The sequence below is a fragment of the Streptococcus sp. FSL W8-0197 genome (assembly GCF_037963785.1).
GTDB classification, from domain to species: domain Bacteria; phylum Bacillota; class Bacilli; order Lactobacillales; family Streptococcaceae; genus Streptococcus; species Streptococcus oralis_CQ.
Genome location: NZ_CP150168.1, coordinates 170001 through 189539, shown reverse-complemented (window position 1 = coordinate 189539; position 19539 = coordinate 170001). Strand labels below are relative to the sequence as shown.

The window sequence follows — 19539 nt, the reverse complement described above, 5'->3', positions numbered from 1 at the left end:
TTCCTCCTTATTTTTTCTTTTTCTGTGCTTTCTTCAAGGCTCTTCTCTTCTTGCCTTCTAAATCTCTTTCTGCTTGGACTACCGCTTCTCTTTCAGCAATAATCTTGAAAGGATTGTTCAAGAAATAGGTTTGCAAAACTTGATAAGCATTGGATACTGCCCAGTACAAGGCAACTCCACTCGGCGCAGAGATGGCAAAGATAAAGATCAGTACCGGCATCCCGTACATCATCCCTGTCGTAGCTCCACTTTTTTCAGACAAAGCTTTATTCGATAACCAGCTACTCAAGAAGGTAAAGACTGCCGCCAAAATCGGAAGGACAAAACTTGTATCTACTCCTCCCAAATTAATCCATAAAAAGTGACCTGTTTTCAAAAAGTCTACTCGACTCAAGGCTTGAAAGAGCGCCAAGAGAACCGGCATTTGTATTAAAATCGGCCAGAGAGAGGATGAATGTTTAATCCCTAACTCTTTATAGACCTTGCGCATCTCCTGGTCTAGCTTGGTTCTACTTTCCATATCACGACCCGGATATTGCTCTCGCAAAGCCTTGATGCGCGGTTGAGCCTCTTGCATTTTTCTAGAGGCAACCATCTGCGTCTGAAAGACCGGTAATAGAATCGTCCGAATCAAAATCGTGAAGAGGATAATCCCCACTCCGATACTAATGTCAAAGGACAAAAAGCGGATAATTTCAGCAAAAAAATAGACGAATTTGCTCCAAAAGTCTGTCGAATCTGCTGTTATATCGCTAGCTGTACCATTTGTTGCACAGGCTGTCATGATAAACAAGGACAAGCCCAACAAACTAGTCAACTGTAGTTTCTTTTTCACTCCCATTTCCTTCCTGGTAAATCTTTGATAACTTTAATACGTGGAGTAGGTTTTTCTCCATCTCTGCATATTCCAAGGTTTCCACCCCTTTTCGGGCAATCACGACAAAATCAACATGCTCTACTAAACTCCCTTTTACACTTTGTAGAATGTGTCGGATTCGTCTCTTAATTTGATTTCTGGTAACTGCATTCCCCAGCTTTTTGCTGACGGACAGCCCTACTCGAAAATGGTTTTGCTGGTTTTCCAATTGATAGACAACAAATTTTCGATTGGCAAAACTCGTTCCGTCCTTGAAAATCGCCTTAAAATCTTTCTCTCTTTTTACACGAAAGCTTTTCTTCAAAACTCAACTCCATCTATTAAATTACTACTATTATACCATATTTTTTAAAAAAGCCAATAACAGCAAGGTTTTAGACATTTTCTACATAAAAAAAGCTGGAAAATCTCTTTCCCAACTTCTTTTCACAATCAAATTTTACGTGTATTTACTTATTTTTTCAAGCGCTCAACATCGCGTGCAATCACCAATTCTTCATCTGTTGGAATAACCAAGACACGGATTTTCGCTGCGTCAGTTGAGATGTCTCCCGTTACGCCAAAGACGTTCTTTTCTGGATCCACATCACAACCAAACCAAGAGATACCTGAAATGACATCCTCACGAACCAAAGCTGCATTTTCACCGATACCTGCTGTGAAGATAATCGCATCTGCTCCATTTAGGACTGCAAGGTATTGACCGATATGTTTTTGGATACGATCAACATACATTTCATAAGCCAAAGTCGCATCATGGTCTCCTGCTTCCATAGCAGCAATCACATCACGCATATCGCTTGACTGACCAGAAACTCCCATGAGCCCTGATTCACGATTGAGAACGCGACTAATATCTTCAGGGGTATTGAAATCCTCTGTATATTGCATGAGATAAGGGATGATAGCAGGGTCAATATCTCCTGTACGAGTTCCCATCATCACACCGCCGAGTGGTGTGAATCCCATAGAAGTATCCACAGACTTCCCACCCTTAACAGCTGTGATAGAAGCCCCGTTACCAATATGGCAGGTAATCAATTTCAAATCTTCTAGAGGACGGCCCAAAAGTTTCGCTGCTTCTCCTGCGACAAACTGGTGGCTGGTCCCGTGGGCACCATATTTACGAACCTTGTTGTCTGTGTAGTATTTAGTTGGTAGAGGGTAGCGATAAGCCTTTTCTGGCATGGTTGTGTGGAATGAGGTATCAAATACGACAACACTGGTAATATCTGGAAGCAATTCCTTAAATGCGCGAATTCCAGCTGCGTTAGCTGGATTGTGAAGAGGAGCCAAGAGTCCCAATTCCTCAACTTTTTCTAACACATCTCCCTCAACAACTGTTGATTCCTTGAAATATTCACCACCTGCAACGACGCGGTGTCCGACACCTGTAATCTCATCGTACCCTTTGATAATATCAAAACGAATCAAGTCATCCAATAAAATTTTAACGGCTTGTGTGTGGTCTTCAATATCAAGAATTTGTTGTTCCGAACGACCGTCAAATTTTACTGTTGAAATGGAATCTTTCAATCCAATACGTTCAATCAAGCCTTTAGCCAAAACTTTCTCTTCTGGCATTTGATAAAGTTGCCATTTCAAGCTTGAGCTTCCTGCATTGATTGCAATTGTTTTTGTCATAAGATGATACCTCTTTTTAAGCGTTTTCATCTATTATAACAAAATCTCTTTTATATTTCAGTACCTTTGCTCCAATTTTGAAAATTTTCTTTAAAGGTCAACAGAACTGACGGATCTTGCAAGCTAGTAAGAGGGTAGACAAAGGGTTCTATTTCCTTGTCTCTTTTCTTCTGTAAGACAAAAATACTTTTAGCTTGGCTTGCAGTTGAGAAAATATCCTCTGGCAGAGCGATGATAGCAGCCAGACTCACTTCGTCTTTGAGCCACCCTTTTAATAAGTCACTTTGAGGACTGGTCAATAAATCACTCGGAGCTAGAAAAATTGCATAGCCATCTGACTTAAGGTACTTGAGGCCTTGTTCCATCAGCAAATGGTGGGCATAGGTATGCTCTTGACTAGAAGCCACTTGATAGCGTGAAGCGATGGCATCGTCTGGGTAATAGCCTACAGGCAAGTCGCTGATGACCACGTCGCTTTCTTTAAGCATTTGCGGACGAACGGCATCTCCTTGGACAAATCCTGCCTGCAAACCGATCACATCTGCCATACTAGCCGCCAGATCAATTAGCAAATCATCCACTTCGACTCCCAAGTAATCCACTTTTTTAGAGAGAGAAGTCAAGAAAGTAGCCCCCAAAATGCCCATACCAGAGCCTATTTCGAGGATGCTAATTTCCTCTTTATGAAGCAACTCTTCTACAACAAGTACCAAGAGGAGGGAAATGACATCCGGTGTAAACTGGTGATTGGCCTGTAAAGGTTCCGTTTGTCCTGCCTTCATCAAGAGAAACTGGTAGGTCTTGAGCCATTCTTCTTTGCGAAGTGCTAAGCGTTTAAGGGCTTGATTGTTCTCTTTGACCTGTTCTAGTTCGGTCTCGCCATCTAGGTAGATACTATTTTGCTCTACTAAGGCATCATAAAAGTTGGTCACCAAATCACTTTGGATGACTTGGACATTCTCTAGTAAATACGTATAAGCTTGTTCAATTTTTTCAAAATCCATATTCCTATCTTATCAAATTTCCCTCCTTTTTTCCATCTGAAGAGAAAAAATCACTGCTTTAGTCAGCGAGTGATTTTTGGGCTACTGTTAAAAAGAGTTCTGCGTAATTTCCGAGGAAAAGATCTTCTGCACTATAGAGAATCTGACTATCAATACTCGAAAAACCATTCTGAGCGAGCTTGGTTTCCAGTTCAGCTAAATCAAAACCATGGTGGTTGGTATCTGTCTTGACAAAATCAGCGATGAGAACTTGTCCATTCTCCCTAAGGTGATGGTAAAACATGGCAAGAGTTGCACCTAGATCAGGCATATGATGAAGAACCCGACTGACAACAATCAGGTCAAATTGTTGCTCCAAAGGATTCACCAGTAAATCCTGTTCCAAAAACTGGATATTCTTGATGTCTTGTTGCTCTGCTTTCAAACGGGCTTGCTCCAGCATTTTCTCCGAGATGTCCACAAGGGTAACCGACTTGGCCTGCTTGGCCAGGGGCAAAGCTAATAGACCCGTCCCACCACCAAAGTCCAATATTTCCTTGTCTGATAGAAGAGCAATCTGTTTTTCAACTACTTGACAAACCAAATTTGCAAGAAAGATATTTTTGGGCGAATCAAAAGTTTCTGCTTTGTGATTAAAATCATGTTTCATGCTTTTAGTTTAGCACAAAGAAGTTGAATTGACTAGGATTTGTCTTTCTTTTCAGGCTTTTCTTCTGATTTTTTCTTCCCTGCTTGATTGCTTGAATCAGTCGCTACCTCTTCCTTTTTATCCGTTTTCTTTTCTTGGATTTTCATCGGAGGAAAGAGAAATTCATAGTTGCCCTTATTCATACGAACACTTGTTGTAAAACCTGTTTTCGTATTTTGATACCTGACTTTTCCTAAGTTGAAGACTCGTTCCCCACTTTCTTGCTCAACCTTATCTTTACTGCGCTTGGCCATGGCAAAAGCTGCCAGCTTTTCTTTGTTTAGGGCAAAGTCTTTGTGATGGGCGACTTGCCGATTCAAATAAAACTGCAACAACAGACTAAAGATAGCTGCCATGGTGACTGCATATAAAAGAACGCCTGCCTTAACTTTTTGCTTTTTCCACACGATAGATGAACTCCCTTTCTAAGCCCTTTTGAAATTGGAAGCGAAAGCGAACCAATTGGTTTTCCTCTGTAATCTGTGCTGATTTGAGTCCATAAACCATCGGCTGATACCCCCGTCCGCTGGTATCCGTTTTTCGAAAATCATCCGATTTAGACTTCCCTATAGAGATATCCTTACCATCCTGTTTCATGTAGAGGCGATTGCCTTCTACCTTTTCAAACTGCGAACGCTCTAACTCTACCTCCAGCTGATCCACAAACAAGAGCCACTCCTTTTGCTCGCTTTGCTGCTGGTAACGAACTTCTGAAATGAGGAGCTGACTCATAGCTTGAAAAAGGAGCAAGCCTCCGCTAATGACGATAAGAGCAATCAGAGATTCTAAAAGAGTGAACGCTCTTACCTTACTGCTCTTTAAGATCCAGCAACTTCTCTGAACCATGGTAGACCTCCAATCCCTTTTCACTAGAAAACACCTGAATCTCCACTCCGTTTATGTTTACCTGATTTTGACCTGTCTGCAGAGCCATCTTCGCTACACGCAAGACTTCTTCCTTTTGCAAGATTTCTGCCTCTTCCTGCCTATTTTTCTGGATTTGTCCCAAGAGGAGGGTTGCAATACTGGCAAATATGGCTAGCGCTACTACTGCTTCTAGTAAGATCACTGCCTTAATTTTTAGTTTCCTTAATGCGTTTAATTTTTCCATTTCCTAGATATAATTGATAGCGAATCGCTCCTTTGCTAGTCTGAAATTCAACCTTAGCCAGGGACGAATTGCCCCCAGATCGGTCAAATATAATACTTTGTCCTGATGGTGCCTGAATCCCTTTAGGAACGGTCAACTTTTGACTACCATTGCTGATTGCCTGCCCATCTAAGTTTAGACTAGTCTTTTGCTGACTGGCAACACTGCGTTTTTGCGTTTCCCGATAGAGTTCTTCAAACTCCATAAAGAAAATCTGCTCCTCTACCGCCGCAAAACTGGACTGAACAGAACCGGACAAGCCCAAAGCAAGGATACTCACAAGTCCCAAAACTAAGAGACTTTCCAGCATAGTAAAGGCCTTAATCTGCAACAGTTTGACTTGTTTTTTGTTTTGCATGGTAGTCTTTATAAGCTTTAGCTTGCTCAGCTGTGATACGACCGTCTGCTTGTAATTTGCTTAGGCTAGCATCTTCATTCTTGTCCAGACTATAGAGCTCTGCCTGGCTTTCTACGACCTTGACAACAGCAGCTTTTCCTTTGTCATCGACGGCATCCTTTTGCTTGGTCAAATTAGGAACAAAGAGCAAGAGAAGAACGCTGATGATAAGCAAAACCACTAACATTTCTACCAAAGTGAAAGCTTTAACCTTGGCTTTTTTTAAATTTGTCATGAGTTTTTTCATTTTAAAAATTTACCTCCATATTTTGATACATGGGCATAAGCATTGCCGCATAAAGTAAAACGATAATCAGGGCCACAAAGATAAAAACCAGTGGCTGTACCAGATTCATGGTACGATTAACTCGGGTAAAAAAGACTTCCCAAGTTTTTTCAGCATAGATTTCCAACTCACTCCCCAGCTTGGACTTGACTTCTCCATACTCGATGATGAGACTCAACTCCTTTTTAAAGAAAGGATAGGTCGCTATGGTTTGAGAAAATTCGTGGCCATTTTGCAGGGCTTGAGCCAGATCTTGACCGATTTCTTTAAAGAGCTGGGAGCCTTGTTCCTGCATGATCTGAAAAATCTGCGTCAGCTCCATCCCCTGCGAAATCATATTGCCCCATTCACGCGCGTAATAGGCTGTCAGATAGGTCTGGACAAAGATTCCTAGGAAGGGAATCCGCGCTAACATCGAAAAGACCCGCATCTTGGAACTTCTTTTGTAGAAAGTGAGGGCTAAAAGTAAAGATAGAGAGCAAACCAACACTAGCCCCAGAAAAATTTGTGGCAGATTGCCGATGATTTGAGTGGCGATATTGCTACTGCCCAGTTGAGGGAGCAAATAATTCCTGAGCCCCAGCATGATTAGCAGGAGAAATCCCAGCAAAATCAGGGGATAGGTCGCCACTTCGATTAACTTCTTCTTGACCTTGGCCAGATTTTCCAGATATTCTTCTATTTTTCCCAGACTCAGGTGGAGATTTCCATGCACTTCAGCTAGAGATAATTGGGTCACAATAGCACTTGAAAAGCCCAAGCTGTCCATCATCTCTGAGAATGATTTCCCCTGAGCCAAGCCTTGGTGCATCTGGGCCACATAGTCCTTTTCTAGCAGGGCACTTCTTCCCAAGAAAGAAATAATTTCCACCAAATGAAAGCCACTGGAGAAGAGGTTGTTAAACAAAGTGATGATTTTCTTCTGCTTAGCTGTAGCTAATTTTTTCCGTTTCAGCCTGAAGACTTGTGATATGTCCATCTTTAAGAAGCTGGTCAATCTGTTCATTCCAGCTAGTTGGCTGGTGTTCTTGAAAGTCTTTGTTTGCAAAGTCAACGATTCCTCCTCCCCCAATTAATCTCTGGTAGCAGACGCCTTGCAGGACAACTGCTAGTTCCTCCTCCGTCACACCCAACTCCAGAAGGCGTTCATAAACTCCTCGGATACTCTTGGCATGAATGGTTGAAAAGACTGTCGCCCCTGTCAAACTAGCTCTAACCACTGCACGCGCCGTCTCGCTATCACGAATTTCACCGATAATCAAGAGGTCCGGACGATGCCGGAGAGACAGTTTGATCAGATTTTCATAGGTCAAGCCAATCGCCTCATTCAACTGCAACTGGAGCATGTCTTCCTGCTTGATCTCGACAGGATCTTCAATGGACATAACCTGTTGCCCCATAAACAGAGACTTGGCTAATTCGTGCATCAGAGTCGTCTTGCCACTTCCAACTGGACCTGCAAAGAGATAGAGCCCCCGTTGCCGGTACTGTTCACCCAGTTCGTTCATATCCTGAAACCAGAAATGCAGGTCCTGCTCTTCGTCGTGCAACAAACGAATAACCAAACTCTCATGTCCCCGATAATCTCCTACGGTAGACAAACGAAGAGAAGACACCTTCTCCCCATGCTGATAGTCGCAAGAGCCCAGCTGACTACGTCTCTTCTCCCCTACATTCATACCCGCTACAAACTTAAAATGACTAATCACAGCAGCTAAAACATCAAACTCATAGGAGTCAACGAGACACCGCTCGTCTCCAACCCGCATGTGAAGCTCATAGGATTTTTCCTTGGGAATAAAATAGATATCCTGAGCCTTCTTTTCTTTCGCAGTAGCAATAATTTTCTGTGCAATTTCTTGTACCATACCGCCCTCCTTATCTAACTATTCGCAAAAAAATAAAAAAAAACAACTTTTAAAAGTTGCTTTTTTATCTCAATTTCATGCGGCAAGAACGGTGCTTTTCTTGACCTGTTTGTTTTTCGTAGCCTGGACGTAGCTTTTCATCGGGGATGACTTGCTCATCCTGTAAAAGTGCCAAAGAATGGTACTGCTGCAAATACTCATCGCACTCATCACACCAGCGTTTATCAGCAGGATCCCAAAAGATAGTCATCAAATCACTCCGACTTTTATAAAGAGGATTCTTCTTTTCCAGCTCAAACCAGCATGATTTATAATATTTTAGAGCATCATAGTACTTGTCAAACCGTTGACTCATGATGACATCTTCTTCCCAACCTTCCATGAACCACCAAGGCTCAAAGTCCCCATACATTTCTATAACACGATACATTTTCACTACTTCCTTTGTACCGTATATTATAACGAATTTTTCAAAACAAGGAAAGGATTTTGCTTGTTTCCCCCATTAGCAATTTCTTTAATCCTATTATTTTCATCTGATAATAAAAATAGGAGTCCTTTATTGACCCCTATTTTTTATCTTCTTAGGCTTGATAACGTTTCACACCATCTAGATAGGTAGCTACCAATTCCAAATCTTTATCTAGCACGATAAAGTCAGCGTCGTAACCTTCACGGATTTGTCCACAAACATCATCAATGTGAACAGATTTTGCTGGGTTGAAGCTGGCCATCATGACTGCTTCATGTGGAGAGGCAATGTTCCAGTCAACCACATTCTTCAAACCGTCTTTGAGTTTGAGAATAGAACCCGCCAAGTTACCTGTCGATTTGAGACGAGCAGTTCCATTTGCAACGACAACTGGGAATTCTCCCAACATGTAGTCGCCGTCTTCCAATCCACCCGCTGTCATACAGTCTGTGATAAGAGCAATATTTTCTGTTCCTTTTTGTTTGATAAGGATTTCGCAGGCTTTCGGATCCACGTGGTGACCGTCACAGATCAACTCTGCATAGGTATGAGGTAATTGATACATGGCTCCCACCATACCGAGTTCACGGTGAGTCAAACCACGCATCCCATTGTAGGCATGTACCCAAACACTCGCTCCAGCATCTACTGCCTTTTTAGCTTCGTCAAAAGTCGCATTGGAGTGTCCAAGAGCAACCGTCACACCTTCTCCCGTAACCGTACGTACAAAGTCTTCTACACCTTCACGTTCTGGCGCAAGGGCAATTTTATTAAGCAAGCCATTTGCTGCTTTTTGCCAAGCACGAAACTCATCCATACGAGGATCTTTCATGTAGGTAGGGTTTTGAGCTCCCTTGTATTTCTCTGTGAAATACGGACCTTCAAAATAGATACCACGAATTTTCGCTCCAGTTGCTTCCTGGTAACGAGCACCGATATTTTCAGTTACTGCAAGCAACTGCTCGTAAGAGGAAGTCAAGGTCGTTGGCAAGAAACTCGTTACTCCCATGCTGAGGAGCCCTTCACTCATGGTATGAAGTGTTCCTTCGATGTTATTATCCATGACATCCACACCGCCAAATCCATGAATGTGGGTATCCACAAGTCCTGGGGCAATGCTGTATCCTGTATAGTCAATCACCTCAGCTCCTTCAGGAATCTGTTCTACATGTTTGCCAAACTTGCCATCCACAAGTTCCAAGTAACCGCCACGACGAACTCCGTGTGGGTAGAAAAACTGATCCGCTTTAATATAATTAGGCATAATGATAACCTCCTTGATAGATTGATTCTAGAATTTATTATGTCAATTACATTATAAACCTTTCTTTTTCATTTGTAAATGGTATAGACCTATTTTCTAGAGATATTTTAAAAGAGCTGGATTTCTCCAACTCTTTGATCTTATTTTGATTTTACAGGCAATTCTTGAGCAGCCTTGACAGCAGATGCAATCGTTTCTGCGTAAAGTTTAGCACCTTCTTCAATCATGTTGCTATCATTTCCAAAGTGGACTTGGTCAGTTCCAGCCCAGATTTCAGGGTGTTCCTTAGCGACCTTATTCCAGTCAGCGATGCTCACATATGGATTCTTTTCAGCTAATTCTCTCGCATAAGCCGCATACTGCTCCACTGATGCATAAGTGTCCTTGCTCTTGTCTCCCTCATAAGGTGTCACCAGTATCAGATGGTGTCCTTTCGGTAGATTGTTAACGATGCTGTCCAAATCATTCTTATAACCTTCAGGATTGTTGACCCCCGTTGCAATGACAACTGTTTTTAGCAGCGCCTTGTTCTGACTGTTATTGAGCATGATATCATTGGCTTGCTTGGTCGTTCGACTAACCTGGGCATTGATATTTGCTTCAGGAAGTGCCTCTTGTAAAGCTGTATTGGCACGCAAGGCTACCGAATCTCCTATTAGGCTTGTTCCCTCAGAAATTCCTAGACGACTCAGTTCAGCTTGTTCAGCAAGAGTCTTTGTTTGTCCTATATTGGTCTGGGCTTGTTTGAAACCATTGACCATCAAGTCTGTCTCAAAAGCTCCAACTTGAGGAGCCACAGCTATGATAATCAAGGTAATCAAGGTAAGAATGCCAGCAGCACCAGCACTAATTGGTTTAATATGAGGCAATCGACTAATCTTCCGTATTAAAGGATTGGATTTACCGGCAATCAATGGCTCAATAATATAGAAGGATAGGATAGCAAAGAAATAAGAAAAGATGATCGTCAGAATAACAGCAGGTAGATTACCCATCAACTGAGAAAAGATAATATAAAAAGGCCAGTGGAAGAGATAAACCGCGTAGCTGGTATCCGCTAAAAATGTAATTATCCGAGGTTCTTGTATCTCAGGCGTTTTCTCATGCAAGACACGCGCAGCAAAAATCATGGTCGCTGCCGCTAAACTTGCCAGCAAGAAGCCAAATAAGTACGCAAACAGGTAGGTGAACTTGACAAAGAAAGTCAAGAGCACTAGCACCAAAAGTCCCGCAATAAACACCAGTAGATTCTGACGAAGATCCCACGTCCGATCAAATTGCTTTACCAAATCGCTCGTCTGACGAACACCCACAACCGTCGCCAAAATGCTTCCTAAAAAGAAAGGATAGACATGGGTCAAACTTGAAAAGTAGACAGATGAATAGGAACTAGCCATTAGACTACCAATAAACATGGAGAAAAAGATAATGATAAAAGCTCCAGCAGAAAGGAGAAAGACCATCCCTCTCAATTGACTACTAGATTTTGAACGTTTCGATAAGAACCAAACCGCTAAGCCCCAAAGGATATAGTAGTGAACCTCAACAGCTAGACTCCAGTTGTGAACAAAGAGATGCGGAATGAACTGGGATTCATAACTTCCCCCTGTTAACATTTCATAGAAGTTAGTCATAAAACCGAGAACTCCAGCTATCTGGCCACCAATTCCAGCAACATAGTCTTGACGAACCAAGAAAGTAAAAGGCATGGTCACCAAAATCATCAGCACCACAGGTGGCACGATGCGGTAAAACCGTCTCTTAAAAAAGCCCAGTAAATCAATCTGGCGTGCCTTCCCAAATTCTTCTAAAAGGAGGGAGGTGATCAAAAATCCTGAAAAAGTGAAAAAGACATCTACCCCAAAGAATCCTCCAGGAAAGATTGTTTGAAAGAAGTGGTACAAAAGTACCAAAAGTAAACCTGTAATTCTAATCAAGGAAAACCATTTAATACGCATACGAGTCTATTCTCCATTAAATTAGGAAGCAAAACACCACCTAATTTCCATTCCATTATACTCCCTATTCTATCAAAAAAATAGGAAAAATCCTAAGAGAAAACTTAGGATTTTGGCATTCTATTTTTACACTTTAAAAATTGCGTCCTGACTTGTTGTAGCCATATTTTTCCACAAAATACTCACGAAATTCCAAGAGATTATCATCCATGATGGCTTGGCGGACCTGCTTCATCAGGTTGAGCAAGAAGTAGAGATTGTGGTAACTAGTCAAGCGGATACCGAAGGTTTCATCAGCCTTGAGCAGGTGACGAAGGTAGGCGCGTGTGTAGTTCTTACATGTGTAGCAATCACACTCAGGATCCAGTGGCGTAAAGTCTTCAGCGAATTGGGCATTTTTGACAACCAAACGACCTTGGCTGGTCATACAAGTCCCATTACGAGCGATACGAGTTGGCAAGACACAGTCAAACATATCTACACCACGAATAACTCCATCAATCAAGCTATCTGGCGCTCCCACACCCATCAAATAGCGAGGTTTGTTTTCAGGTAGCAGTTGAGTTGTGAAGTCCAAGACTGCATTCATTTCTTCGTGCGTTTCTCCCACTGCCAAACCACCGATAGAGTAGCCTGGGAAATCCATGCTGACAAGGTCATGAGCTGACTGACGGCGAAGATCTTCAAAGCCCGCTCCCTGTACAATTCCAAACAAACCTTGGTCATGCGGACGACGATGAGCCTTCAAACCACGCTCAGCCCAACGACTGGTACGTTCGATTGATTTCTTAACGTAATCATAGGGTTGGTAAAACTGAGGACATTCGTCAAAGGACATCATGATGTCTGAGCCCAGATTGTTCTGGATAGAGATGGCCTTTTCTGGCGATAGGAACATCTTGGAACCATTGAGATGGTTTTTAAAGGTTACTCCTTCTTCTGTGATATTTCGACTATCCGCTAGAGAATAAACCTGAAAACCACCACTATCCGTCAAGATGGGCTGATCCCAGTTCATGAACTTGTGGAGACCGCCTGCGCGTGCGATGAGTTCGTCTCCTGGACGGAGCCACAAGTGATAGGTGTTTGACAGGATAATCCCTGAACCCATCTCCTTCAACTCCTCTGGTGATTGAGTCTTGACCGTGGCTTGGGTCCCAACTGGCATAAACATAGGTGTCGGGAAGGTACCGTGCGGCGTGATGATTTCTCCCAGACGAGCTCCTGTGTGTTTCTCTTTCTTAATCAAACGGTATTTGATTGGTGAATCTGACATTTTTTACCTCCGAAGCTGGGAAAAACAGTCCCAGTTCATACTTTGCGCCCAAAGGCATACTGTATGATTTTATCAAAAAAAGCTGGAACTGTCACGAACTATGGTATAATGAGAGAATGAAATACCCAAAAATTGATTTAAAAACTATTCGTCTGCAGGCTAGGCAATTTCAGGCTGAAAATCCCCGTCTCTTTCTCGTCTATCTCTTACCTAGCATACTGGTCATCTTATCAGGCTTTCTCAACCCCTTGGCTCGTCTCCAAGAAAGTGTTTTAGAGCAATCCTTTTTCAGCATGCTGGCACAAGTACTCCAAGTCTATCTCTTCCCATTAGTGGTTTCTTTTATGAGCACGATTTTTCTAGCAGGTGCTGCCTTTGCGACACTCCGACTCCTCAAGGATCCTGATACGGAACTCTCAGTAAAATCAAGCCTGGCCCTCTTTGCTGAAGAGCGCTTCTCGCAAACCTTCCTCACTCTGCTCCTCAAAAGTTTCTACCTCTTTTTATGGAGCATCCCAAACTTAGTAGGCGTTTATTTTCTCTTTTATAGCAATCTCTTAGCTCGGAGATTTGTCGCCCTACATCCTGAATTTCCAAAATTAAACCTCTCATCCCTTGAAACCGAGCAATTCCTTATGACCTTTGGCCTCTACTTTTTCGCGAGCCTCATCTTGATGATTGTAGGGAACATCCTCTACGTTCCGCAACATTACGCCTACTCGCAGGTAGAATTCCTCCTCTGCGACACTCTGGATTTAGGACAGGCTAAACCAAGCCAAATCCTGAGAACCAGCCGTTTCTTGATGAAAGGTTACAAATTCCAGCGCTTTGTCCTCGATTTACAACTACTTCCTTGGTACTTCCTCAATTGGATTACTTTTGGAATTGCTAGTTTTTCACTCCTTCCCTATATCCAAAACAATCATATCTTCTTTTACAGAGCCTTACTAGCCCGTAAACGTCGAAATGGATAAGAGCATACAAAAACCAGCGTCGTTCAGGACGCTGGTTTTCTTATTTCAAAAGCAACATACTCAGCAGAGTCAAAATAGCAGGCCCACCTTGCTTTAGAATAATCTTCTTGTCTACCCTGAAGGAATGACACACAAAAAAGAAGCGGGAACTTAATCAGTTTCCAACTTCCATTTTAGTGATTAGTTCATTGATACGTGAACGTGATCATAGTGGTTTTCGGTTACGCTGCCACGGTCTGGCATTGGATTCCACGTGTAGGCTGGTCCATATTTACTATCATATGGAGCGTAGAAACGTTGTTTCCAGATGATGTAGTTGATACCACGGCTAGCCATATTTTTGACTGCATATTCTGCAATTTGATCCCCGAGTGCTGAACTCACTGGAACCATGAAGTCGATGGCCAAACCTTTACCATGGTCCCCACTGTCACCAGGACGGTAGCCACTAAAGGATGTAATCCCAAACAAGTTGGCTACTTCTTCTTTAAAGGCTGCTGTTTGTGGTTGAAGACCTGCATTCTCAGACTTAGCTACAGCAAGTCCTGCATAGTCAGGAGCCGCTGGAGCTGAATAAGTTCTTGAAGGAGTTTGGCTTTGCTCTGCTTGATAAGTCGAAGTTGCAGTGTCAGAAGTTGCTGTTGATGCTGCTGTTTCTTCTGTTGCACTTGTTCCTGTTGTATCAGCAGGCGTTTCAGTTGCTGGAGCAGCTGCTACTGGGGCTTCTGCTGGAGTTGTTGCTGCCGTTTCTTCGGTAGCTGGAATCGCCACTTGTGGAGCTTCTTCAACTGGGCGAGTTGTTTCTGCTACTGGTGCTTCCGCTAGAGTCGTTTCAGCTGTTTCTTCAGCTACAGGTGTTTCTGTAGATAGTGTCTCTTCAGCAACTGTCGCTGTCTCAGAAACTTCTGAACTTGGCGCTACTTCTGCTGGTTTTTCAGTCTCTGTTGCAGTTGGAGCTTCCTCAATTGGTTGAGAAAGATCTTCTACTTGAACTGTTTGTTCATCAACTGTCACTTGATTCGTCGTCAAATCAGCTGTCGCAGTCGTCACTTCTTCACTAGCATCTGATTGAGGAGCTTGGATTTCAACTTCCGTTACCTCTTCTTCCTCATTGACAGTTGTAGTGAGGACAGTATCTGGGAAAATCAAGTCCATATTGGTAATTTTATTCAAATTAGCAAGGACCGTCACATCTACTCCCAAAGCTTCTGCAATCGTGCTCAGGGTATCACCATACTGAACTGTATAGCTGTTTTTGTTTTCGTTTTTCGTCACGTCATTTTGGATTTGCTCAACGCTACGTGCTGTCCAAGAGATTTCTTGAGCTTTAGCTCCTAATGCGGGAGCAAGAGACAAGGCTACTGTTGAGGCTAAAATAATTCTTTTCTTCATTCGTTCATATTCCTTTCAAATGAGTACCTGTCTATCATAACACAAAAAAGCAGAAAAAAAGCCCTCTCGGGCCTATTTAACAGAACTGTCTATTCCTTGTAACAAACTCGATTACTTGAAATAGTTTGTTAGGTTTCTGTCACAAAACTGACACAATCTTCTCGTCCCCAATCCTCAAAAATATGAGGAACATCTGCCAGTGCTTGAATCCTCTGATTCCCTTCATAAGAAGACTCTAAAAAGTTGATGCTTTGAAGGCCACTATTCTGGGCAAATTCCACATCCAAAGTTCGGTCTCCTATATAGTAGGTGTTCTCAGAATCCAACTCATACTTGTCTAGCAGATAGGTCGCCGCTTCTGGACTGGGCTTGCGCGCAAAGCCACTCTGACTGGTTAAAATCTCTTTGAAATAGGATTCCAACCCCAAGTCTCTGAGAATGGCAAAAGCATTGTCCCCCTTATGAGTATAGACAAACTGCTGAATCCCTGCTTGGTCTGCCCAAGCTAGCACTTCACGCACACCTGGCATCAAAACTACCTGAGTATTCTTCTCAGCCAGACTCTGGGCACGCACCTGATTGAGTACTTCCGCATCCAGATTTCTCTCTTCTGCTACCTGCTCCAGCAAATCCTGCACAGAGTACCTGAGGATAAACTCTCTCACTTTTTCCTTATCATAAGGAATAGAAAATTGAGCAAAGGTCTCCTCAATCCCTGACAAAATCGCTTCGTAAGAGTCCAATAAAGTCCCGTCTAAATCCCAAATAAAGGCTATTTTTTGCATCTCCTATCCTTTCAAGCTCATATAACGCTGGTAACGGTAACGTAGAAATAACCAACGGAAACCATTATCCAAGAGAGTCCCTGCCCAAATACCAGGCAAGCCCCAACCAAGAACAATACCCATAAGATAGGCTGTCCCTATACGGATACACCACATCCCAATACTTGTCGCATAAAAGGGGAGGCGAGCATTTCCCAATCCCTGCCACACTGCCGTATATATAACTGTCCCTGTCGCCATGGGAGTTCCTAGTAGAGAGAACAGTGCCACCAAAACGCTCGCTTCAACTGCTATAGGGTCCGTCGTATAGAGATGAGTCAATGGTGTCCCCAAGGCATAGATACTGAGAGTTAAGGGCAACATGAGAAGCAGAGAAAGCCAAAAGGTTTGCTTGCTTACCTCGTCTACTCTTTCCCAGTTATCCTCTCCAACTGCTCGAGCCACCTGCATGACCGTTGCCGTAGCGACACCAAAGACAGGCATGTAGTTAAACTGGGTCAAGACTTCTCCAACTGCATTCCCCGCTACTGCCTCCGTCCCAAAAGAAACAACCAAGGCAATAATCACTACATCTCCAGCCCGCATCATGAGACGTTCTCCTGCTGCTGGCAATGCCAAGGTCAGTAAGTCTTTATCGAGTCCAAAAGTCGGTTTCTCAAAAGGCAGCTTTAATTGCGACCACAAAATCACAAGACCGACTAAGCGAGACAAGATAGTCCCCCAAGCAACACCCGCTATGCCCATATCAAGGACAAAAATAGCTAGACTTGAAAAAATAATATTCAAGGCATTGGATAAAAGACTAACATAGAGAGGCAGACGCGGATTATGCGTTGCGCGAATCAAGGCCCCTAGACTAGTCATCAAGCCCAAGAGAACAATCGATCCGCCTACCAAAGATAGGTAGAGTCCACCACTCTCGGCCACATCCTGCTCAGTTCCCAAGATCCCTATCATCTCTTGCCCAGCGAAGAGCGATAAGGCGCCTAAAAGTGCACTCAGCAATAGGGTTATCTTGAGAGCCTCTGTCACGTGATAAGCCAACTTGGACTGATCTTTCTGCCCCAAACTTTTTGAAATAACGCTGGAAATAGCAGCTCCCAGAGCGATAAAAATCGCCTGGTAAATCGTGATAATATTGCCAGCCACTGAAACACCCGAAATAGCTATCAGTCCCAAGTGAGCGACCAAGTAACTGTCCACCATTCCCATGAGCATCTGCAAAAAGTTTTCACCCATAGCTGGCAATGCAATATTAAGAATGTCTTTATTTTTCTTAAACAATCCTTCCTCCTGATGAAAAGAAACTCAGTTGGTTTCCCAACCGAGTTTACTCCCTCTGTCTTAAAGTCCTAGATAAGCCTCCACCGCTGCTTGCATGTCAGCAGCTGCCACTGTTGTTTTATGACGAACTGGATCCGTTTCAAGGCCATCAACCGTTGGTGGCACTGCCACTCCTGAAATGTCATGTAATTGAGCCAAGGCTTCAAAGTCAGTCAAGCCTGCTTTTCCTGTTACCGCTTCTACGGCAACCACTGGGAACTTGTATGGACTAGCTGTTGAAGCAATCACTGTCTTGGTTACATCACCAGTAGCTGCTTGGTATTTTCTATACACTGCTGAGGCAACCGCCGTGTGTGGGTCCTCGATGTAGGCATCTGTTTGATAAACACGTTTAATTTCTGCCGCAGTTTCTTCCTCCGTCGCATATTCAGCTGCAAAGAGTTCCAGAATCGCTGCATCAAAGTCTGTCAATTCATATTGTCCTTGCGTGTTCAAGGCGTTCATGAGTTCAGCTGTCTTAACCGCATCATTCCCCAAAAGATGGAAAATCAAACGCTCTAAGTTTGAAGATACTAAGATATCCATAGATGGGCTAGTCGTCACCTTAAACTCACGTTTCTTGTCGTAAACACGAGTTTTAAAGAAGTCAGTTAAAACATTATTGTCATTTGAAGCACAGATCAATTTGCCAACTGGAAGACCGATTTGTTTAGCATAAAAGGCAGCCAAAATATTTCCAAAGTTTCCTGTTGGTACTGTGAAGTTGACCTTTTCACCAGCTACAATCTCACCAGACTTGACCAACTGAGCGTAGGCATAAACATAATAAACAATCTGTGGTACCAAACGACCAATGTTCATAGAGTTAGCTGATGAAAATTGCAGTTTATTGGCAGCCAACTTTTCACGAAGAGCTACATCGTTAAACATATGTTTCACATTTGTTTGTGCATCATCAAAGTTTCCATCAATGGCGATAACATGAGTATTGTCGCCAGTCTGAGTGGTCATTTGCAACTCTTGGACCTTGCTGACACCATCCTTTGGATAAAAGACGATAATCTCAGTACCAGGCACATCGGCAAACCCCGCCATAGCAGCTTTTCCAGTATCACCAGATGTCGCTGTCAAAATGACGATTTTGTTCTCTAAACCATGCTTTTTAGCGGCTGTCGTCATAAAGTATGGCAAGATAGACAAGGCCATATCTTTAAAGGCAATCGTTGAACCATGGAACAATTCCAAGTTGTATTGCCCATCCAATTTCACCAATGGCGCAATAGCTGGAGTATCAAACTTGCTATCGTAGGCATTGTTGATACAGTAGTCCAACTCCTCAGCCGTAAAGTCATCTAAAAATGCTGATAAAACTAATTTAGCCACTTCTTGGTAAGAAGCATCTTTTAATGTGTCAAAGTCCAAATCCACCTTTGGATAAGTAAGTGGTGTAAACAGACCACCATCCGTCGCCAAACCTTGCAAAATAGCTTGGCTAGCAGTTACTCTATTATTCGCATCACGCGTTGATTGATAAACTAATGTCATAATCTCTATCCTTTATCTATAGTCCATTCCATTATATCATGATTTTTCAGAAAATTCTCCCTTTATAAGAGAAATTATAATCCCAATTCTTTCTTCAAAGGCTCTAAATAAATCATTTCTTGCTTATCTCTTTTCTCCAAACCTTCCTCAGCTAGAAGGAGTAAGACTTTTGAAAACTCGACAATTGCAGTTTCTTCCTCATCTGCGAGCCTTTTCTTAGAAAATTGTCGCCTCAATGACTTATAATCACGACCAGCTGTGGTAAAAAATGAAGCAGTTCGCAAGTAAGCTTCAAGCTTGTCTAAATGAACCAACAAGCCCAAATGAAAGGCAGCAGAAGCAAAGGTCCTATCAAGCGGCTGAGTACAAACACTGCGAAACTCAACTGTTCCTCGAGTCGTTAAGTCTTGGTACTGGTAACTACGATGAGTTTGGAAATCTTCCTCCTGAGGATGAATTAACACCTCATCCCCATTAAGGGTAAATGCTTGGATTTCAGGTGTAGCCAAATAGTCCCTAGCCTGAATCGGATAAAAATAATAGGTCTGCCCATCACGCTCCGAAGTAAAAATCGCAGAATGATTTAGATAGTCAAAAAAATCATCCTCATCTTTAAATAGTCTAGTATTAACACCTACATTCTCTGGATAGATACCATGCATGGATTCTTCCCAA

The 19539-nt window shown here is 42.8% G+C and carries 22 protein-coding genes (1 of these 22 cut by a window edge); 1 reads left to right on the top strand and 21 read right to left on the bottom strand.

Going from position 1 to position 19539, the window contains the following annotated elements; all coding sequences use genetic code 11:
- Window positions 1-7: 7 nt before the first annotated feature.
- The 16 genes from NYE79_RS01090 to tgt all read right to left on the bottom strand — a co-directional run bounded on the left by NYE79_RS01090 (window position 8) and on the right by tgt (window position 12884).
- Window positions 8-835, bottom strand: coding sequence for a membrane protein insertase YidC (locus tag NYE79_RS01090; RefSeq protein WP_196755722.1), 828 nt, complete (start codon window positions 833-835; stop codon window positions 8-10).
- Entirely contained in the window at window positions 810-1181 is a 372-nt protein-coding gene (gene rnpA / locus NYE79_RS01085; protein WP_000748120.1) for a ribonuclease P protein component, read from the bottom strand. The genes NYE79_RS01090 and rnpA overlap by 26 nt, the downstream gene beginning before the upstream one ends.
- A gap of 149 nt (window positions 1182-1330) precedes the next feature.
- Window positions 1331-2521, bottom strand: a complete 1191-nt coding sequence (locus NYE79_RS01080) for an acetate kinase (RefSeq protein WP_000167790.1) — start codon at window positions 2519-2521, stop codon at window positions 1331-1333.
- 50 nt (window positions 2522-2571) lie between these two features.
- Complete coding sequence (locus NYE79_RS01075; RefSeq protein ID WP_216728924.1) at window positions 2572-3525, bottom strand: class I SAM-dependent methyltransferase; 954 nt, start codon at window positions 3523-3525, stop codon at window positions 2572-2574.
- Between the two features lie 58 nt (window positions 3526-3583).
- Window positions 3584-4174 (bottom strand): class I SAM-dependent methyltransferase, encoded by a 591-nt coding sequence (locus NYE79_RS01070; protein ID WP_216728923.1) that lies wholly within the window; start codon window positions 4172-4174, stop codon window positions 3584-3586.
- Between the two features lie 32 nt (window positions 4175-4206).
- On the bottom strand, window positions 4207-4620 hold the full coding sequence (gene comGG / locus NYE79_RS01065) for a competence type IV pilus minor pilin ComGG (protein WP_070568123.1): 414 nt from the start codon (window positions 4618-4620) through the stop codon (window positions 4207-4209).
- Window positions 4598-5059, bottom strand: a complete 462-nt coding sequence (gene comGF, locus NYE79_RS01060) for a competence type IV pilus minor pilin ComGF (protein WP_070568120.1) — start codon at window positions 5057-5059, stop codon at window positions 4598-4600. The genes comGG and comGF overlap by 23 nt, the downstream gene beginning before the upstream one ends.
- Window positions 5022-5324, bottom strand: coding sequence for a competence type IV pilus minor pilin ComGE (gene comGE / locus NYE79_RS01055; RefSeq protein WP_200370534.1), 303 nt, complete (start codon window positions 5322-5324; stop codon window positions 5022-5024). Before comGE ends, comGF begins: the two co-directional genes overlap by 38 nt.
- Window positions 5287-5721, bottom strand: a complete 435-nt coding sequence (gene comGD, locus NYE79_RS01050; RefSeq protein WP_216728922.1) for a competence type IV pilus minor pilin ComGD — start codon at window positions 5719-5721, stop codon at window positions 5287-5289. The genes comGE and comGD overlap by 38 nt, the downstream gene beginning before the upstream one ends.
- Window positions 5684-6007 (bottom strand): competence type IV pilus major pilin ComGC, encoded by a 324-nt coding sequence (gene comGC / locus NYE79_RS01045; RefSeq protein ID WP_000735800.1) that lies wholly within the window; start codon window positions 6005-6007, stop codon window positions 5684-5686. Before comGC ends, comGD begins: the two co-directional genes overlap by 38 nt.
- Window position 6008: 1 nt before the next feature.
- Window positions 6009-7025: a competence type IV pilus assembly protein ComGB gene (gene comGB / locus NYE79_RS01040; protein ID WP_216728921.1), complete on the bottom strand. Its 1017-nt coding sequence runs from the start codon at window positions 7023-7025 to the stop codon at window positions 6009-6011.
- Entirely contained in the window at window positions 6973-7914 is a 942-nt protein-coding gene (gene comGA, locus NYE79_RS01035) for a competence type IV pilus ATPase ComGA (protein WP_216728920.1), read from the bottom strand. The genes comGB and comGA overlap by 53 nt, the downstream gene beginning before the upstream one ends.
- A 64-nt stretch (window positions 7915-7978) precedes the next feature.
- Complete coding sequence (locus NYE79_RS01030; protein ID WP_216728919.1) at window positions 7979-8344, bottom strand: DUF1033 family protein; 366 nt, start codon at window positions 8342-8344, stop codon at window positions 7979-7981.
- A 154-nt stretch (window positions 8345-8498) separates the two neighbouring features.
- Window positions 8499-9650: an N-acetylglucosamine-6-phosphate deacetylase gene (nagA, locus tag NYE79_RS01025; protein WP_216728918.1), complete on the bottom strand. Its 1152-nt coding sequence runs from the start codon at window positions 9648-9650 to the stop codon at window positions 8499-8501.
- Between the two features lie 140 nt (window positions 9651-9790).
- The gene (locus NYE79_RS01020; protein WP_216728917.1) at window positions 9791-11608 is read right to left on the bottom strand and encodes an acyltransferase family protein; all 1818 of its coding nucleotides are present in this window, start codon (window positions 11606-11608) and stop codon (window positions 9791-9793) included.
- A gap of 133 nt (window positions 11609-11741) precedes the next feature.
- Window positions 11742-12884: a tRNA guanosine(34) transglycosylase Tgt gene (gene tgt, locus NYE79_RS01015; protein WP_001285237.1), complete on the bottom strand. Its 1143-nt coding sequence runs from the start codon at window positions 12882-12884 to the stop codon at window positions 11742-11744.
- A gap of 116 nt (window positions 12885-13000) precedes the next feature.
- Here tgt and NYE79_RS01010 point away from each other — a divergent pair, with 116 nt between their 5' ends.
- Complete coding sequence (locus NYE79_RS01010) at window positions 13001-13858, top strand: DUF975 family protein (protein ID WP_216728916.1); 858 nt, start codon at window positions 13001-13003, stop codon at window positions 13856-13858.
- 180 nt (window positions 13859-14038) lie between these two features.
- On the opposite strand, the gene NYE79_RS01005 is transcribed toward NYE79_RS01010, so the two are convergent.
- The 5 genes from NYE79_RS01005 to NYE79_RS00985 all read right to left on the bottom strand — a co-directional run.
- The gene (locus NYE79_RS01005; protein WP_049484512.1) at window positions 14039-15250 is read right to left on the bottom strand and encodes a LysM domain-containing protein; all 1212 of its coding nucleotides are present in this window, start codon (window positions 15248-15250) and stop codon (window positions 14039-14041) included.
- Window positions 15251-15378: 128 nt separating this feature from the next.
- Entirely contained in the window at window positions 15379-16035 is a 657-nt protein-coding gene (locus tag NYE79_RS01000; protein ID WP_049484511.1) for an HAD family hydrolase, read from the bottom strand.
- A 3-nt stretch (window positions 16036-16038) separates the two neighbouring features.
- Window positions 16039-17319, bottom strand: a complete 1281-nt coding sequence (locus NYE79_RS00995; protein WP_213952430.1) for an MATE family efflux transporter — start codon at window positions 17317-17319, stop codon at window positions 16039-16041.
- Between the two features lie 60 nt (window positions 17320-17379).
- Complete coding sequence (gene thrC / locus NYE79_RS00990) at window positions 17380-18864, bottom strand: threonine synthase (RefSeq protein ID WP_213952429.1); 1485 nt, start codon at window positions 18862-18864, stop codon at window positions 17380-17382.
- Window positions 18865-18938: 74 nt separating this feature from the next.
- Window positions 18939-19539, bottom strand: partial view of a gamma-glutamylcysteine synthetase gene (locus tag NYE79_RS00985; protein ID WP_213952428.1) — the 3' end only. It continues 677 nt past the right edge of the window; only the last 601 of its 1278 coding nucleotides appear in the window; the start codon falls outside the window, past its right edge — the gene reads right to left on this strand; it ends in the stop codon at window positions 18939-18941.

Bases quoted from the DNA above. Each gene is read 5' to 3' on its own strand.
- NYE79_RS01080 (WP_000167790.1), bottom strand. From the start codon at position 2,521: ATGACAAAAACAATTGCAATCAATGCAGGAAGCTCAAGCTTGAAATGG.
- NYE79_RS01075 (WP_216728924.1), bottom strand. From the start codon at position 3,525: ATGGATTTTGAAAAAATTGAACAAGCTTATACGTATTTACTAGAGAAT.
- NYE79_RS01070 (WP_216728923.1), bottom strand. From the start codon at position 4,174: ATGAAACATGATTTTAATCACAAAGCAGAAACTTTTGATTCGCCCAAA.
- comGF (WP_070568120.1), bottom strand. From the start codon at position 5,059: ATGGTTCAGAGAAGTTGCTGGATCTTAAAGAGCAGTAAGGTAAGAGCG.
- comGE (WP_200370534.1), bottom strand. From the start codon at position 5,324: ATGGAAAAATTAAACGCATTAAGGAAACTAAAAATTAAGGCAGTGATC.
- comGD (WP_216728922.1), bottom strand. From the start codon at position 5,721: ATGCAAAACAAAAAACAAGTCAAACTGTTGCAGATTAAGGCCTTTACT.
- comGC (WP_000735800.1), bottom strand. From the start codon at position 6,007: ATGAAAAAACTCATGACAAATTTAAAAAAAGCCAAGGTTAAAGCTTTC.
- comGB (WP_216728921.1), bottom strand. From the start codon at position 7,025: ATGGACATATCACAAGTCTTCAGGCTGAAACGGAAAAAATTAGCTACA.
- comGA (WP_216728920.1), bottom strand. From the start codon at position 7,914: ATGGTACAAGAAATTGCACAGAAAATTATTGCTACTGCGAAAGAAAAG.
- NYE79_RS01030 (WP_216728919.1), bottom strand. From the start codon at position 8,344: ATGTATCGTGTTATAGAAATGTATGGGGACTTTGAGCCTTGGTGGTTC.
- nagA (WP_216728918.1), bottom strand. From the start codon at position 9,650: ATGCCTAATTATATTAAAGCGGATCAGTTTTTCTACCCACACGGAGTT.
- NYE79_RS01020 (WP_216728917.1), bottom strand. From the start codon at position 11,608: ATGCGTATTAAATGGTTTTCCTTGATTAGAATTACAGGTTTACTTTTG.
- tgt (WP_001285237.1), bottom strand. From the start codon at position 12,884: ATGTCAGATTCACCAATCAAATACCGTTTGATTAAGAAAGAGAAACAC.
- NYE79_RS01010 (WP_216728916.1), top strand. From the start codon at position 13,001: ATGAAATACCCAAAAATTGATTTAAAAACTATTCGTCTGCAGGCTAGG.
- NYE79_RS01005 (WP_049484512.1), bottom strand. From the start codon at position 15,250: ATGAAGAAAAGAATTATTTTAGCCTCAACAGTAGCCTTGTCTCTTGCT.
- NYE79_RS01000 (WP_049484511.1), bottom strand. From the start codon at position 16,035: ATGCAAAAAATAGCCTTTATTTGGGATTTAGACGGGACTTTATTGGAC.
- thrC (WP_213952429.1), bottom strand. From the start codon at position 18,864: ATGACATTAGTTTATCAATCAACGCGTGATGCGAATAATAGAGTAACT.